The 16,579-nt window shown below is 62.7% G+C and carries 14 protein-coding genes; 6 read left to right on the top strand and 8 right to left on the bottom strand.

The window, feature by feature from the left end:
- The first annotated feature begins 29 nt into the window (after positions 1-29).
- Positions 30-1,973 (top strand): excinuclease ABC subunit UvrC, encoded by a 1,944-nt coding sequence (gene uvrC, locus GGR39_RS09140; RefSeq protein ID WP_183616823.1) that lies wholly within the window; start codon positions 30-32, stop codon positions 1,971-1,973.
- An 87-nt stretch (positions 1,974-2,060) separates the two neighbouring features.
- Here the strand turns inward: uvrC and GGR39_RS09135 are convergent, their stop codons facing one another.
- Positions 2,061-3,368: an FAD-dependent oxidoreductase gene (locus tag GGR39_RS09135; RefSeq protein ID WP_183616875.1), complete on the bottom strand. Its 1,308-nt coding sequence runs from the start codon at positions 3,366-3,368 to the stop codon at positions 2,061-2,063.
- Between the two features lie 220 nt (positions 3,369-3,588).
- On the opposite strand from GGR39_RS09135, the gene GGR39_RS09130 reads away from it, so the two are divergent.
- A complete protein-coding gene (locus GGR39_RS09130) occupies positions 3,589-6,294 on the top strand; it encodes an EAL domain-containing protein (RefSeq protein ID WP_246388535.1) in 2,706 nt (901 codons plus the stop codon).
- 31 nt (positions 6,295-6,325) lie between these two features.
- Positions 6,326-8,128 carry a translation elongation factor 4 gene (gene lepA / locus GGR39_RS09125; protein ID WP_058735967.1) on the top strand — a complete coding sequence of 601 codons (1,803 nt, stop codon included), beginning with the start codon at positions 6,326-6,328 and terminating at the stop codon, positions 8,126-8,128.
- 255 nt (positions 8,129-8,383) lie between these two features.
- On the opposite strand, the gene GGR39_RS09120 is transcribed toward lepA, so the two are convergent.
- From GGR39_RS09120 to GGR39_RS09095, 6 genes are all read right to left on the bottom strand, one after another.
- Positions 8,384-9,010 (bottom strand): hypothetical protein, encoded by a 627-nt coding sequence (locus GGR39_RS09120; RefSeq protein WP_183616822.1) that lies wholly within the window; start codon positions 9,008-9,010, stop codon positions 8,384-8,386.
- Entirely contained in the window at positions 9,003-10,085 is a 1,083-nt protein-coding gene (locus GGR39_RS09115) for a ParA family protein (RefSeq protein WP_183616821.1), read from the bottom strand. Before GGR39_RS09115 ends, GGR39_RS09120 begins: the two co-directional genes overlap by 8 nt.
- A 221-nt stretch (positions 10,086-10,306) precedes the next feature.
- Entirely contained in the window at positions 10,307-11,059 is a 753-nt protein-coding gene (locus tag GGR39_RS09110) for a hypothetical protein (RefSeq protein ID WP_183616820.1), read from the bottom strand.
- 79 nt (positions 11,060-11,138) lie between these two features.
- On the bottom strand, positions 11,139-11,294 hold the full coding sequence (locus GGR39_RS09105; protein WP_183616819.1) for a DUF2256 domain-containing protein: 156 nt from the start codon (positions 11,292-11,294) through the stop codon (positions 11,139-11,141).
- A gap of 62 nt (positions 11,295-11,356) precedes the next feature.
- A complete protein-coding gene (locus tag GGR39_RS09100; protein WP_221226027.1) occupies positions 11,357-13,054 on the bottom strand; it encodes an EAL domain-containing protein in 1,698 nt (565 codons plus the stop codon).
- 187 nt (positions 13,055-13,241) lie between these two features.
- Positions 13,242-13,625 carry a winged helix-turn-helix domain-containing protein gene (locus tag GGR39_RS09095; protein ID WP_183616873.1) on the bottom strand — a complete coding sequence of 128 codons (384 nt, stop codon included), beginning with the start codon at positions 13,623-13,625 and terminating at the stop codon, positions 13,242-13,244.
- A 259-nt stretch (positions 13,626-13,884) separates the two neighbouring features.
- Here GGR39_RS09095 and GGR39_RS09090 point away from each other — a divergent pair, with 259 nt between their 5' ends.
- Positions 13,885-14,070: a hypothetical protein gene (locus GGR39_RS09090; protein ID WP_183616817.1), complete on the top strand. Its 186-nt coding sequence runs from the start codon at positions 13,885-13,887 to the stop codon at positions 14,068-14,070.
- A gap of 29 nt (positions 14,071-14,099) precedes the next feature.
- Here GGR39_RS09090 and GGR39_RS09085 read toward each other — a convergent pair whose 3' ends face one another.
- Positions 14,100-14,957, bottom strand: coding sequence for an alpha/beta fold hydrolase (locus GGR39_RS09085; RefSeq protein WP_183616872.1), 858 nt, complete (start codon positions 14,955-14,957; stop codon positions 14,100-14,102).
- 138 nt (positions 14,958-15,095) lie between these two features.
- On the opposite strand from GGR39_RS09085, the gene trxB reads away from it, so the two are divergent.
- Together trxB and GGR39_RS09075 are read left to right on the top strand one after the other, a co-directional pair.
- Positions 15,096-16,079 (top strand): thioredoxin-disulfide reductase, encoded by a 984-nt coding sequence (gene trxB / locus GGR39_RS09080; RefSeq protein WP_058736113.1) that lies wholly within the window; start codon positions 15,096-15,098, stop codon positions 16,077-16,079.
- Positions 16,080-16,092: 13 nt separating this feature from the next.
- A complete protein-coding gene (locus GGR39_RS09075; protein WP_183616816.1) occupies positions 16,093-16,500 on the top strand; it encodes a VOC family protein in 408 nt (135 codons plus the stop codon).
- Positions 16,501-16,579 lie beyond the last annotated feature (79 nt).

The raw sequence follows: 16,579 nt of genomic DNA, 5'->3' as shown, positions 1-16,579 counted from the left end.
TTCGTCCCTCCGCTCCTAAATCGGCCGGTATGCCCCGAACCCCTGCCGGCCGATCTGACCAGCCCCAAGCCACCGAGCGTTTCAACGAGGATCGCGCTACGTACACCGTGCGCGGCTCGGATCAGCCTGATCTGCAGGCCGGCGTCGAAGTGATCCGGGATACCGTGCGGACGTTGAAGCCTCAGCCCGGCGTCTATCGCATGCAGGACGCGCGCGGCGACGTGCTCTATGTGGGCAAGGCGCGGGCGCTGAAGAACCGCGTCGCCAACTACACGCAGTGGGAGCGCCTGCCGGGCCGCCTGCAGCGCATGGTCAGCCAGACGCGCTCGATGACGATCGTCACGACCAATTCGGAGGCGGAGGCGCTGCTGCTTGAAGCGCAGCTGATCAAGCGCTTCCGTCCGCCCTACAACGTGCTGTTGCGCGATGATAAGTCCTTCCCGTTCATCCTGCTTCGGTCCGAACATGACTTTCCGCGCATCACCAAGCATCGCGGCGCGCGCAAGGCGAAGGGCAATTACTATGGCCCGTTTGCCAGCGCCGGGTCGGTGAACACCACGATCAATGCGCTGCAAAAGCTGTTCCTGCTGCGGAGCTGCACCGACAGCTTCTTCTCACGGCGAGACCGGCCGTGCTTGCTCTATCAAATCAAGCGCTGCTCCGCGCCGTGCGTTGGCCGGATCGATCAGGCCGGATATTCCGAACTGGTGCGTGAGGCGAAGGACTTCCTGGGCGGGCGTTCGGGCGCTGTGCAAAAGAAGATCGAGAGCCAGATGGCGGAAGCCGCGCAGAACCTCGATTTCGAGCGGGCGGCGATGCTGCGCGATCGCTTACGCGCCGCGACTTTCATCCAAGGCAGCCAGGCGATCAACGCCGAGGGTATGGACAACGCTGATATCTTCGCGATGGCCTGCAAGGGCGGGCATGTGGGCGTGCAGGCCTTCTTCATCCGCGGCGGGCAGAATTGGGGGCACCGGGCGTTCTTTCCCACACACACGGAGGGGTTGAGCGAGGCCGAGATCATGACGGCCTTCCTGGCGCAATTCTATGAGGAAGTGCCCCCTGCGCGCACGATCCTGGTCGATCGCGAGTTGCCCGAGGGCGACCTGCTGGCCGAAGCCTTTCGCGAGGCAGCCGGCGGCAAGGTGGAGATATCGGTGCCCCAGCGTGGCAACCGCCGCAATCTGCTGGCGCAGGCGACCCGCAACGCGGTCGAAGCGCTTGAGCGCCGCCTGGCGGAGCGCGGCACCCAAGCCAAGGTGATGGCCGAACTGGCCGAGTTCCTGGAACTGCCGGAGATACCGGGGCGGATCGAGGTTTACGACAACAGCCATATTTCCGGCACCAAGGCGCTCGGCGCGATGGTCGTGGCGGGGCCTGAGGGCTTTATCAAGGGGCAGTACCGCAAGTTCAACATCAAGTCGGCGCAGACGGACGATGATTACGCGATGATGCGCGAAGTTATGGCGCGCCGCTTCGGGCGGGTGCTGGATGAGGACCCGGATCGGGAAGGCGGCACCTGGCCGGACCTGGTACTGATCGACGGCGGCAAGGGCCAGATGAGCGCGGTGAAGGGCGTGATCGACGAACTGGGCGTCGAGGATATCGCCCTGATCGCCATCGCCAAAGGCCCGCATCACGGGCGCGAGGGACGGGAGGTGTTCCATTTCCCCGATGGACGGGAAAAGATGCTGCCGGTTAATTCGCCGCTATTGTTCTACCTTCAGCGTCTGCGCGATGAGGTGCACCGTTTCGCCATCGGCGCACACCGGGCCAAACGCAGCCGCGCGATTACCGCGTCGCCGCTGGACGAGATCCCCGGTATCGGCCCAGCCAGAAAGCGGGCGCTGCTGCTGCATTTCGGCACGGCGGGGAAAGTCAGGGCGGCAAGCTTGAGCGACCTGCAACGCGCGCCCGGCGTCAGCGCAGCCGTGGCGCAGACGATCTACGACTTTTACCACCCAAGTGGGTGAGATGCCGCCGACCCAGGCTCTCTCGCGTTACTCGGCCCAGTCCCGCTCGACACGAACGGATTTACGGTGACCGAAATCCAGCGCTAGTCACCCCTGCGCGGCCAAAATCATCTCCTGCACCAAAACGAACTTCTCACGCGGTGATCCCTCGCGGGCGTTGGCAGCCTCGGCCTCCTCGATGCGCTTCCAATCGCGAAAGCGTACGGGCTTGATGCCGCGTTCCGTGGCCAGGGCATCGAAGCCTTCGCCACCGGGTTTGCCGGAACCCTCGCCAATGTCCTGCGCCACCTTTTCGATGATCGCGAAACCGTCTGGCCGATTGGTGCCGATGGTTCCAGTCGGACCACGCCGGGACCAGCCAACGCAGTAGAGCGCAGGGCGGATGCGCCCATCCTCGTTGGCGAAACGGCCAGCCTTTTCGTCGAACGGCACATCCGGGATGCGTGAGGTCTGGTAGCCGATGCAGGCGATCACCAGACCGGCCGGGATCTCGTATGTTTCGCCCGTGCCCACGGACTGGCCGTCCTTCAGTTCGGTCCTTTCGACCAGAACGGATTCAACCTTGCCGCTGCCTTGTATCGCCCTGGGCGCGGCGAAGAAGTCGAACTCCATCTTGATCGCTTTGGCCAAGCATTCCTCCGGCGCGCGCGCAGCGAATGATCGCAAATGATTCACGGACTTGCGCTGGCCGGGCTCCAGCGCGTCATCCTCGCTGGCGTCGGGGAAATCTGCGGGATCGACGATTGGGCAGGCCCGGGACAAGTGGCCCAACTCCCCGAGTTCCTTCGGCGTCATGGTAATCTGATGCGGGCCGCGCCGTCCCAGGATAACGATGCGATCGATGGTCGCCTCGCCCAGCGCGTTGAGAGCATGGCCGACGATGTCGCTACCCGCAAACTCTTCCTGTGACTTCGCCAGGATACGCGCCACGTCCAGCGCGACGTTGCCATTGCCGATCACGACGGCGGTGTGGTGAGACAGGCCCGGGTTCAGGTCGGCAAATCCCGGGTGCCCGTTATACCACCCCACGAAGGACGCGCTGCCGAAGACGTTTGCCAAGTCTTCTCCCGGCAAGCCCAGTTTGCGATCCAGCGGCGCGCCGGTGGCCAGGATCACCGCGTCGTACAGCGTCTCCAGCTCGGCAACGGTGATGTCCCGGCCGATCATCACGTTGCCTAGGAAGCGAACGTTCTGGGTCAGTGCCGTCGCCTCGTACCGGCGCGAGACCGCTTTGATCGACTGGTGATCGGGCGCGACGCCGGTGCGGATCAGGCCGAAGGGCACCGGCTGACTGTCATAGACATCGACCCGGACGTCCTCTCCCCACTGTTTCAGCGCCGCCTCAGCCGTGTAATAGCCCGCCGGACCGGAGCCGATGATTGCGATCTGCCGCACGTTCTCTCTCTCCTGCCACGCCACCGTCGTCTTTGCTGCCTCAGGAACCATGACGGGCAGGGGCATAGCAAGCGCAAAACGAATGGGCCTTCGTTGTCGCCAGGCATAAGCTTTTTTCAACGCCTGCAACGGGCTGCTGCTTGAATTAAGTAAATCGCAACGGGCGGCGGAGCATGGCAGGGCAATGCAGATCAGGCGAACCGCGAGCCTTAGCAATGCCATGGACGAGCCGCTTCCGAATGGAGAGCGCGCCGCCCCGGGACATTTGTCGATTGCGCCCGATTCGCCCCCGCAAGTGGAACGGGCAGACGAGGACCGTCGCCGCAAGCCACGGATGCGTGGCTATGCCACTGCTCGCGTTGGCGTTGAAGATCCGCTTAGAAGCCTGTTCCCGGATCACTGGCGGCTGATGGCTCCCGCCATGGCTATCGTGGCAATCGTGGTCGGGCTGGGCATGTGGACGTTGCCGGGTGCCGTCAGCGCTGCCTTGGCCCTTCTGGCGGTTCTCATCTGTGCCGGCGCGCCGCGATTTGCCGCGATGCAGGCTGCAGCCGAGATGACCGGCTTGGCGCGGGCGGCTATCGCGGCGGTGGCGGTCGGGGTACCATGCGCGCTCTACAGCTTTGCTCTCGCGACCTGGGCTATCCGCGCCGAGGGGCATGGCTGGCATGCGGCGGTCGCCGGGGTTGCCGTGCTTTCGTTCGTCGCTGGCGCTTTGCTGGACCGGCGGTTGCCGGCCAAGATGGCTGCCTTGGTGTGCTTGTGGATCGGTCTGGCCAGCCTGAGCGAGGGTCTTCTCGGTAAACTAGCTCTTGCCGCGGTGATCGTCGCATCCGTGGCAATCGGCTACCTCGAAATCGGCCGCGTCCTGCGCAAGATGGAAGTCCGCACCGCGCGTGAGCATGAGCAGCGCCGGGCCGAGGAATTGCTCGCGGAGTATGAGGAAACCGGACAAGGCTGGTTCTGGGAAACAGACCGGCGCGGCCAGCTGACGTATGTCTCGCGGCGCATCGCAAAGTCGCTGGGCAAAACCCCGGCCGATCTGGAAGGCCGCCCCTTCACCGAACTGTTCATCCTGGACATCCAGGAGCCGCAGGAGAGCGAGCGGACCTTGGTGTTCCACCTCTCCACTCGCTCGTCATTTCACGAATTGCCGGTACGCGCAGCCACGAAAGAGCGTGAGGAGCGCTGGTGGTCCATCAGCGGCCGCCCGGTCCTTGACCAGTTCGACAACTTCCTGGGATTCCGTGGTTCGGGCACCGACCTCACCGAAACGCGCAAGTCGCAACGTGACGTGGTGCAGCTTGCTCGGTTTGACTCCCTGACGAAGCTGGCAAACCGCTTCCAGATGAGTGAGTGGCTCGCCAAGATTCTGGATGCTCCCCGGATAGAGAACAAGGCCTGCGCCGTGTTCCTGCTGGACCTCGACCGGTTCAAGCAAGTGAACGACACGATGGGCCATCCCGCGGGCGATGCCCTCCTGAGGCAAGTCGCCGATCGCCTGCGTACTACGGTGGGGGACAGTGGGCAGGTCGGCCGCCTGGGAGGCGACGAATTCAAGGTCATCCTGCCCGGACGCGTCTCGCGCGAAGAGCTGGCCCATCTCGCGCATCGCATCATCGAGAACCTTTCGCAGCCTTATTCCATCGACGGCAGCCGGGTCATCATCGGCGCATCGGTGGGCATCGCTTTGTCACCGGACGACGGCACGACGGCGGACGAGCTGATCCGCAATGCCGACCTTGCGCTTTATGCGGCCAAGGACGGCGGTCGGGGTCGGCACCATTTTTACGCCCACGATCTGCACAGCGACGCCAGAGAGCGCCAGCAGATGGAGCAGGACTTGCGCGATGCGATCGCGCAAGGAGGGCTGGAGCTGCATTATCAGCCGCAGGTGCGCGTCACGACCGAAAAGATCACCGGTTTCGAAGCGCTGCTGCGGTGGAAGCATCCCCGTCTTGGCTACCTTTCGCCCGCCAAGTTCGTGCCGGTGGCCGAAGACGCTGGCCTCATTCCTCAGATCGGCGAGTGGGCACTGCGCACCGCATGTCACGATCTGGCCAAGTGGCCCCCCGAAGTGCGCGTCGCGGTCAACGTCTCTCCGCTGCAGTTCGCCAATCCAGCATTGCCTGCGATCGTGACCAGCGCGCTGGCCGGGGCGGGCGTCTCACCTGGGCGTCTGGAGCTGGAAATAACCGAGAGCGTATTCCTGGGCGACGATAGCGCCACCGAGGCGATGTTCGCTGCGTTGAAGCGTGTCGGCGTTCGGCTGGCGCTGGACGATTTCGGCACCGGGTACTCGTCCCTCGGCTATCTCAAGAACGCGCCGTTCGACAAGATCAAGATCGACCAGAGCTTCGTGCGTGGCGCAACCGTGGAAGGCAGCCGCAACGGCGCGCTGATCGCCTCAATCGTCAGTCTGGCCGAAGCCCTTGGCATGGAAACCACGGCCGAGGGCGTGGAAACCCTTGATGAGCTTGACCTGATCCGCCTGCTGGGTTGCAGCCATGTGCAGGGCTACATCTATGAAAAGGCGCTGAAACCGGCGGACGCCGCCGCTCGCCTGAAGACCAGCCTGACGGCACTGGCCAAAGGACCGCGATCTGCCCGTGCGCCGCGCCAGACGATGTTGCGTAAGGTCGTTCTTGAGCATGACCAGCAGGAGTACGACGCCACCATCCGCAACATCTCTCGCTCCGGTGCGATGGTGGAGGGGCTGTGGAACGTGCCGGTCGGCACCACCTTCGTCATCCAGCTTTCGGAAAGCCTCAGGCGTCTCGCTACCTGCAAGTGGTGCAGCGAGGATCGCATCGGTGTGGAATTCGATCAGCCCTTGCCGATGGATGCGAGCGGGGCGGTTCAATTCACGCCGCCGCGTCAGGTGCGGGAAAAGGGTGATACCGCGACATTGCGCAAGGCAGGCTGACATCGGCAAGCCTGCCTGCTAACGGGCCGGGATGACTGACTTGGCCCTTATCCGTAACTTCTCGATCATCGCCCATATCGACCATGGCAAGTCCACGCTGGCTGACCGGCTGATCCAGCGCACCGGCGGCCTCTCCGACCGTGAGATGAGCGCGCAAGTCCTTGATAACATGGACATTGAGAAAGAGCGCGGCATCACCATCAAGGCGCAGACCGTGCGCCTGAACTACACCGCCAAGGACGGGCAAACTTATGCCCTCAACCTCATGGACACCCCCGGCCACGTAGACTTCGCCTACGAGGTCAGCCGCAGCCTGGCCGCGTGCGAGGGCGCGCTGCTCGTCGTCGATGCCGCGCAAGGGGTCGAGGCGCAGACGCTCGCCAACGTCTACCAGTCGATCGAGCACGACCACGAGATCGTCCCCGTCATCAACAAGATCGACCTCCCTGCCGCCGAGCCCGAAAAGGTCCGCGCCGAGATCGAGGACATCATCGGCATCGACGCGTCCGAGGCGGTCATGGCCAGCGCCAAGTCCGGCATCGGCATCGACGAAGTGCTCGAAGCCATCGTCACCAAGATCCCGCCCCCCAAGGGCGAGCGTGACAAGCCCCTCACCGCCATGCTGGTCGACAGCTGGTACGACCCGTACCTGGGCGTCGTCATCCTGGTGCGCGTGATCGACGGCGTCATTCGCAAGGGCCTGCAGGTCAAGTTCATGCAAGGCGGCACCGAGCACCTGATCGATCGCGTCGGCGCCTTCACCCCCAAGCGCATCGACCTGCCAGAGCTCGGCCCCGGCGAGATCGGCTTCATCACCGCGCAGATCAAGGAAGTGGAACAGGCCAAGGTCGGCGACACCGTCACCACCGTGAAGGGCGGCGCGACGCAGGCGTTGCCCGGCTACAAGGAAGTGCAGCCCGTGGTGTTCTGCGGCCTGTTCCCGGTCGACGCCGCCGACTTTGACAAGCTGCGCGAATCGATCGGCCGCCTGCGCCTCAACGACGCATCGTTCAGCTTCGAGATGGAATCGAGCGCCGCGCTTGGCTTCGGTTTCCGCTGCGGGTTCCTGGGGCTGCTCCATCTGGAGATCATCCAGGAACGCCTCAGCCGCGAATACGATCTGGACCTCATCACCACCGCACCAAGCGTGGTCTATCGCTTGGCGATGACCGACGGCACGATCAAGGAACTGCACAACCCGGCCGACATGCCCGACCCGGTCAAGATCGCCGAGATGGAAGAGCCCTGGATCAAGGCCACGATCTACACGCCCGACGAATACCTGGGCTCCATCCTCAAGCTGTGCCAGGACCGCCGCGGCATCCAGATCGACCTCACCTACATCGGCGGCCGCGCCCAGGTGACCTACGAACTGCCGCTCAACGAAGTGGTGTTCGACTTCTACGATCGCCTCAAATCGATCAGCCGCGGCTACGCCAGCTTCGATTACGAGCAGATCGGCCTGCGCGAGGGCGACCTGGTGATGATGAACATCCTGGTCAACAACGAGCCGGTCGACGCGCTCTCCATGATCGTCCACCGCAGCCAGGCCGAAGCCCGCGGCCGCGGCCTCGTCGAGCGGCTCAAGGAACTGATCCCCCGGCACATGTTCAAGGTGCCCATCCAGGCCGCGATCGGCGCCAAGGTGATAGCCCGCGAAACCATCAGCGCCATGCGCAAGGACGTGACCGCCAAGTGCTACGGCGGCGACATCAGCCGCAAGAAGAAGCTGCTCGACAAGCAGAAGGAAGGCAAGAAGCGGATGCGTGAGTACGGCAACGTGTCCATCCCGCAGGAAGCTTTCATCGCAGCGCTGAGGATGGGGGAAGAGTAGAGGAGACCGCAGGCGCCTAAGCGACGTTCCGCAGGAACGGTAGCTTAGAAGCCGATGCGCAAAAGCGCAGCGGTCGACCCGGCCGGCCTCGCCGAACGGCGAGGTTCGACGTCATGGCGCCAGCCATGAGGGCGGAAGGCTGGCGCGCAGCAGCTGGGGAGGTGAAGATGCGAGGGCCATCGCCCTCGCGCTCCCGGGTATGTCGACATATGCGCCTGATACATGCGATGCTCTTCAGGCACAGAGCGGTGTCATTCAGGCCAACTGTGATTCAGTCTCAATGTCGATGCTCGTGGTTAAATCAGTTACGAAACTGATAACCTGAAAAGCATCTGCACGCCTGACGGGGTTGGGGCCTTCTACGCCGGGGGGCGTGTCCATAGAGTGAGCTATTAACTCTCGACGGTCACCGATAAGTGTGAGTTCATCTCGTATGTCTTCTTCAGTACGTCCTTCGTATCGACCTGTGTTTTTAAGGTGAGTCAGCGTTCGCGCCCATTTCTCTTTTGGTGGGCAGGTCCATATGTAGCTTAATGCCTCTGACACTTTATCCGGTTTATAAAATGATTTATACTGTACTGCGGCGTAGATACGTTCCTTATAAAACAGTAGCCTTTCCGTTGGGGATAAGTCGTTTATACTGATTACGCTATCTAGTGAGAATTGAACTTGTCGGAGGTTCGCTGTAAGAAGTGGTGGATTTCTATCAATAAGCCGAAGTCCTGCTTCAGATACGAGTTCAGTCATGTACAGATCAAAGGCCGACACGCATATAATCCATATATGGCGCAAGGCGAAATCGTGTTCGGTTGCATCGAAGGTGGCAAGGCAAAGGTGGGCCTCACCCATGTGCTGATCAAACCGGGCCTTCGCCTCAGTCATTGGCAACAATGATCTCGATCTTCTCGCAAATTGCAGAGAAAATGGCGTCAAACGTAGCTACGTTATCCTGAACACTTTTTTTCAAGTGCCCGCGTAAATTTGCTATCCGAAGGTCGTCATCATTGATGTCGAAGACGGGCTTCCCAAACTCTGCCGCAATATGGCTTAACTGGGCGAAATCTGGGATTCTAGCTAGAGCATATAGCCTTTCCTGACTTGGATCACGACCTGCTTCCGGCAACTCTACCTTGGCTGCTGCCTCATAAGCCGCTTGGGGAAACAAACATCCCGCCATCCTAAGTGCAGGCACGAGCTCATTTTCAATACGTGCATCGATCTGAGCTATTCGTTCATTATATCGGCCTGCCGCCTTGCTCTTGTGTCGATTAAATCGTGAGTGAAGAGCGCCTAGGAATTTGGTGACACCTGAGGGTAGGGGATAAGTCGCATCTGCGAACGCCGGACCGAACGTTTGCTTCCAACTAATCCAGCGCTCGATCTCAAAACCTAAAGTTTTCAGGGACATTAAGGAAAATGGATCTGGGTTCGTAGGTACAATAAACCCATGCGAAATCATGAAAAAGTTTTGATTTAACGCGCCGAGACCGGGATTGATGTCAATGATACTAAAATCAATTTTGTGGCGTTCTTCTGCAAGAGAAATAAGTTTATGCAGAGCGCCAGGCAAGTTTTTCGTCACCGAAAGAGTGCCGCGCGTCTCCTGAGCAAGGCTGATTTGCCCTTCAAGTGAAGAAAGATCAGGGTGGCCAGGCAGGATAAAAAGACCTTCGGAGTTTTCAGCTAGGGGGCAGTCAAACGCTTCAATCGGTGTGGGTCTGCCCTCGAAAACTGGCCGTACAGAGTCGTAGATATTGTTTCGGTAAGTAGGGCCATCCTCGTCATAATAATCTTCAAAGTTGGCACCCATTGCTCGCGACGTGAGATTAACCTGCGAGTCTCCGTCCACCAAAAGAACCCGATGCCCTCGCTTCCACAGCTTCCATCCGAGATTGTAAGCAGATGTTGTTTTACCAACACCACCCTTATGGTTGAAAAGCAGTATTCGATTGGGCATCAGAATCTCTCATTTTTAGCAGTGCATTTCAAATGCTGCGTTGCAAGCGTCTGCGACTATCATATGGAACTGCTCTAGGCGAACAAGCCCAAGTCTTCCCGGCAACGCAGAAGTGCACAGCTAGCAAACGTCTAGGCGCCCAAACACATCATCGGCATTGGGTATTTTTTTATGGCAATGTGGTATGTTTATCGAGTGAGTGGTTGGGCTGACGATGTCCCTCAATCCCCCTCATCCTCCTCCCGCTGGTCCAGCAGCACCGACCCCCGCGCATGCCACCGGGCTTCGTCGGCGGCCTCGCTGGCGCGCAAGAGTTCCTGGAGGCGGAGGGTTCGGGGGCTTGAGCGGGCACGTTTGTGCTCGCCCAGGGCCATGATGCGGGCGTTGATGGTCTTAATCGCCTCGGCCGCGTTGGCGGCGCTCTCGGCGGCCTGTTCGGCCTCCCACTCCTTGCGCCACTGACGCTTGAGGCGCTCCTGCTGCGAGCGGCTGGCGGCGTCCTTGCCGGTGCGCACGCCGGTGCCGCCGCCGAAGCGCTTTCCCGCCCGGTTCTTGAGGATGAACATCAGCAGCCGGTCGTTATAGACGCGGCGGGTGCCGATGATCTTGCCGTAGGAATAGACCGGCACCTCGATGCCGTGGAGGGCGCGCTCTAACGCCACATCCTCTAGCCGCTGCACGCCGAGCGCGAGGGCGGCCTCCCAGGCCTTGCGAAAGCTCTCCGCCTCGGGGTGGCGCCGCAGGACGTAGGCGCCCTCCGGCGTCATGTTCACCGCGTGGGCGGCGGCCTTGACGCTGCCGGTGTCGGCCAGCGCCTCGATGAAGCCTTGCTGGCGCTGGGGTGTCCAGCCGTCGTGCCGGGAGGTCTGGCGCGGGACGGGGGTGAAAGCGTGCAAGGCGGCGCGGGCCTTGCCTCGGCCGGCGGAGGGGCGGGCGGAGGCAGCGCGGTCGGGGGTGTGGGACTTGTCGATCATGGCGGAGCTCCCGTGGGCGAACGGGCGGCACCCTAACGCAGCACGGGGGCTGTAGGACAGTTCCGCTTTCGTTCCGGCGCTACACGCTGGGCGAGGCGCTGGCCTTGGCGCGGCGGCAACGTTCGGAGCAGAACTTCACGTTGTCCCAGTCCCGCTCCCACTTCTTGCGCCAGGCGAAGGGGCGCTGGCAGGCGGGGCAGGTCTTGGTGGGGAGGTTGGGCTTCTTGTGCGCCATGCCGCGCCTAACGCATGGACGCGCGGTTCGGGTCCAGGCCTCTCGATCCCTCAGGCCCTGCTTCAGGCCCTGAGGCGGATCACGTGGGCGCGGGCGCGCTGTTCGCGGATGAAGGTGGCCACGTCCTCCCCCGCGATGGGTCGGCTGAGGAGGTAGCCCTGGATCTGCTGGCACCCCTCCTGGCGCAGCACGTCCAGCTGGGCGGTCTCCTCCACCCCTTCGGCCAGCGTCTCGATCCCCAGCGCGTCGGCCAGGGTGACGATGGCGCGGATCACCGCGTGCGCGTTGCCGGTGGGGGCCAGGTCGTGAACGAAGCTCTGGTCGATCTTCAGCTTGTTGAACGGGAACAGCCGCAAGTGGCCCAGCGAGGTATAGCCGGTGCCGAAATCGTCCAGCGTGATGCGCACTCCCAGGCCCTGGAGGGCGTGCAACGTCTCCAGCGTCTTGTCGACATTGGCGGCGAACACGCCTTCTGTGATCTCCACCTCCAGCCGCTGGGGCGGCAGGCCCGACATGGCGAGCGCCTGCACCACCATCGCGGGCAGGGCAGGGGTAAGAAACTGCTTGGACGACAAGTTCACCGCGACCGACAGCGGCTCGGGCCACGCCATCGCCTGGCGGCACGCCTCACGCATCACCCATTCGCCGATCTGGGTCATCAGGCCGGTCTCCTCGGCCAGCGGGATGAAGTCATTCGGGGCGACCAGGCCCAGCGTCGGGTGCGGCCAGCGCACCAGCGCCTCGAACGCGGTGAGGCGCTCCTCGGTCAGGCTGTAGAGCGGTTGGAAGTGCAGGTCGAAGCCACCATCGCGTATCGCGGCGCGCAAGTCCGTTTCCAACTGGCGGCGATGCTGGGCCAGCTCGTCCAGCGCGGTTTCGAAGAAGTGGTGGCCCGCCTTGCCCTGCTCCTTGGCGCGATACAGCGCGAGGTCCGCGTTCTTGAGCAAGGTCAGCCCATCGGTGCCGTCCTCGGGCGCGACGGCGATACCGATGCTGGCGGAGGTGGCGGCCTTGCGACCATCCAGCAGGATGTCCTGCGCAAAGCAGCTCTGCAGCCGGATGCCGATCGCGGCAAGGTCCGCATCGTCAGGCAGGCCGGGGATCATCGCGGCGAATTCGTCCCCGCTCAGCCGCGCGATCAGGCCGTCGGGCATCTCCCCCTGCAGCCGCGCGGCGACATCGCAGAGCAGTCGGTCACCCGCAGCGTGGCCCAGCGTGTCGTTGACCATCTTGAAGTCATCGAGATCGATGTAGGCCACCAGCACGCGGCGACCGGCGCGCCGGCGTTGCAGCGCCTGGTCCAGCTGCTCGACGAAATACTTGCGATTGGGCAAGCCGGTCAGGGCATCGTGCAAGGCGGCGTGGGCGATGCGCTGCTCCCGCGCCTCGATCGCATCTACCATCGTGTTGAAGCTTTGCGCCAGCTGACCCACTTCATCACCCGATTGCACCGAGACCCGCGTCTTGCGGCCGCGCGCCATGTTACGCGTGGCGCGCACAAGATCCGCCAGCGGGCGCGTGATGGTGCGTGCCAGTGCCACGCCCAGGCCCAGCACCAGCACCAGTTCGGCGATGCCGATGACGATAAGCAGCAGTCCGAATTCGGCCACGGTGCCGCCGATGACCTCTGCGTCGATCCTCAGCACTCCGGCCGTGAACAGCAGCACCAGCGTACAGACGAGCAGGCCGAACATCACGGCCAGGATCGTGGCGATCCGCGCGCTCAAGGTGCCGAAATGCAGGGCGGATCTTTCGGCCACGGGGCGCTGCGCCGTCCGTGCTTCGATGGGGTCCGCGCGATCGCCCTTGCCAGATAGCAGCAACTTGGAAAAATCCGGGCGGTGCATTTTTGTGCGATACGACCGGCGCGGTTAACAAGGTCTCAAGACTATCGATCGGTTCGTCTTGTTCAGGCGGGGCGACATATCGCCCCGCGCGGTCGCGATATCATTCCGGGACGGCGCGGGGGCGCGGTTCGTCCGCCAGATTGGCCAGCAACGCGGCGAGCAGGGGGCCACCCGCGGCATCGGCAACGCCGGCTTGCAAGCTGCGATAGTCCGCCAGCGCCCGGACGCCCGCCGGCGTCAGACGCGCGCCGCCGCTCTTGGCGCGGCCGGGGGAGGTTTCCACAAGTGGCGAAACCCAGCAGCGGTTCATCGCATCGACCAGCAGCCACGCCCGGCGATAGCTCATGTCCATGGCACGCGCGGCGGCCGAGATCGAGCCGTGCGCGGCGATCGCATCCAGCAAGTCCGCCTTCCCGGGCCCCATCGCGATCTCTTCTCCGCACAGGAGCTGCAGCTTGAGTTTGAGGGTTGGCGCAGAAACCATGATCGGCATTCTAACTCCTCTGGCCGCAAAAGGACAATCCGAGGCGTCCAGCGGCCAACCGAGCGTGTCACGCGACTGTCGGAAATGACCCGATGAGACTGAAAACCGCGGAAACTCCCGGATTTCCACGATTAATGGGCGGGTAATTAAAGGATTTTTGACTTCTTCCGATTACTGTGGGTGGAACAAGCCGAGTGACCTGGCGTTGAATTAAGACAAATAGAGGACAGACCCGTTTAGGACGTGAAAGAGGAAGAGGATGCAATACAACCAATTCAGAGGTCTCGCCGCCCCTGCTGAGTCAGTTGTCGCCCGTGACCATCACCGTTCTCCGTTCGGTGCCGCCGAACCGCAGCTTGAATTGCACAATCCCCGCGGCTTCGTGCTCGCCATCATGATGAGCGCGGCCTGCTGGGTTGGAGTGGCTTTAGCCTTTCTGATCTGATCGCCTTCTCTTTTGACAGTCCGTTGTTCTCAAAGAAACGCGGACACATCTTTTAGGAAACGCGCGGTCTGGTCATGATGCAACCAGTGCCCGGCGTCCGGATACTCGATAAGCTTTACGTCCTTGAAGTGGTCCAGCCGGCCGTCTGCGGCAGGGTTTGAAGCAAAACTGCGATTTCCCCATAGCATCAGGACCGGGCACGTTACCGACGCCCAAAGGCGCGTCTTCTCCGCGAACGATATGTCCACCGCGCCCCAGACGTTCAGGTAATTGTCGAACTTCCAGCTGTACGTGCCGTCCTCATTTCGTTGAATGCCATGCGTGGTGAGATGCCGCGCCTGACTATCTGACAAGAACGCATTTTCGGACTTCATGCGCAGATAGGCGTCTTCGGGCCGCGCATAACGCTTGGGCGTGCGTGAGGCGGACTTGCGCTTGGCCTCGATCCACTCGTGCAGGTCTTCCATCGTCGGCCCGGGGTTGGTGGATACCGGCCCCAACCCTTCGATATTCACCAGCTTGCGCACCTTTTCCGGATAGAGCCCGGCAAACCTCGTGGAGATATTGCCGCCCAGCGAATGGCCCACGATCGTGACCTGATCGTAGCCCAGCGTGTCCACCAGTTGCGCGAAGTCATAGACGAAGGCGTCCATCGCGTAGTTGCCTTCCGGGGACCACTGGCTATCGCCATGGCCACGCAAGTCCGGGGCGATAACATGCCAATCGTGCCGCAGCGCTTCTGCCACCCAGTCCCAGCTGCGGCAGTGATCGCGCCCGCCGTGCTGCAGGATCAGCGGCGGCGCATCGGGATTGCCCCAATCCACGTAATTCATCCGCAGGCGCTGTGAAATGAAAGCGTTCGATGTGGGGCCGGACAGATTTTCCATTCGGATCGATTGGCGGCGATGGCGCGTCAGGTCAACCAGAGAGGTATCCATCGGAACAGGCATGGCCCACCTTTGCAACCAGGCGGTGATCTCGCTATCTGGCGCGGCAATCGCTATCTGGGTCGCCGGAGGTATTTCATGACGACGCACACCACCCGCATGCTCATCATCGGTTCCGGCCCGGCCGGCCTGTCCGCCGCGATCTATGGCGCGCGCGCGGGGATGAAGCCGATCGTGGTGCAGGGCCTGCAGCCCGGCGGGCAGCTGACGATCACCACAGATGTTGAGAACTATCCCGGCTTTCGTGACGTGATCCAGGGCCCGTGGCTGATGCAGGAGATGGAGGCGCAGGCCGTCCATGTCGGCACACGGATGCTTTGGGATACGATCGTCTCGGTCGATCTGGATGCCGATGCCAACGGCGGCGTGTTCCGCGCCGTGGGCGATGGCGGTGACATCTACGAAGGCGAAACGCTGGTGATCGCCACCGGCGCGCAGGCCAAATGGCTGGGCGTTCCAGGAGAGATGGAGCTTTCGGGCAAGGGCGTTTCCGCCTGCGCCACGTGCGACGGGTTCTTCTATCGCGGCAAGAAAGTGGTGGTGATCGGCGGCGGCAACACCGCGGTGGAGGAAGCGCTGTACCTCACCAACCACTCGCAGGACGTCACCCTGATCCATCGCCGCGATTCGCTGCGGGCGGAGCGTATCCTGCAGGACCGCCTGTTTGCGCATCCCAACGTGAAGGTGGTGTGGAACAAGGCGGTCGATCACTTCGTCGGCCATGCCGAGAACGGACAGCTGATGGCCGTGGCGGTCACCGATACCGTCACGGGCGAAAAGAGCGAGATCGCCACCGACGGCGCCTTTGTCGCGATCGGCCACGCCCCGGCCACGTCGCTGTTCGAAGGGCAGCTCGATACCGACGATAGCGGCTATCTGGTGGTCACCCCCGGCACGCCGAAAACCCGCATCCCCGGCGTATTCGCCTGCGGGGACGTGATGGACCACACCTATCGCCAGGCCGTCACCGCCGCCGGCACCGGCTGCATGGCCGCCCTCGACGCCGAGCGCTATCTGCAAGCCAAGGAGTTCGACGAAATGGCCAAGGAAGCGGCGGAGTAGGGGCGGGGCGAGCATGCCGGCCCCCAAGCTGCCGCCCCCCAAGTTGAGAGTCGCCAGGCCGACGGACGATATCGATGCCCTGCTGCCGTTCTATCGCGACGGCCTGGGGCTGGAGGTGCTCTATCGCTTCGATGGGCATGGCGGCTTCGACGGCGTGATGCTGGGGCATCCCGACGCGCCCTATCATCTGGAATTCACGCGAACCGAGGCGCATCCCGCCGGCCGCGCGCCCACGCAGGACAATCTCCTGGTGTTCTACCTGCCGGACCAGCAGGCATGGCGCGCGGCGGTTGACCGGATGGAGCAGGCCGGTTTTGCCGCTGTGCCGGCGTTCAATCCCTATTGGGACGCAGCGGGCCGCACCTTCGAAGATGCCGATGGCTACCGGGTCGTGCTGCAAAACGCCGCATGGTCGATTTGACCGACCATCTTGGCAAGCACGGTCCCGCTCGCTAGACCGAGCGGATCGGGGCCAAGCAACCTCCCGGTCAGGCGTCGGG

The sequence above is a fragment of the Novosphingobium fluoreni genome (assembly GCF_014196615.1).
GTDB classification, from domain to species: Bacteria; Pseudomonadota; Alphaproteobacteria; order Sphingomonadales; family Sphingomonadaceae; genus Novosphingobium; species Novosphingobium fluoreni.
Note: the sequence above shows the minus strand (reverse complement) of the source record. Positions and strands in the feature narration are given on the sequence as shown.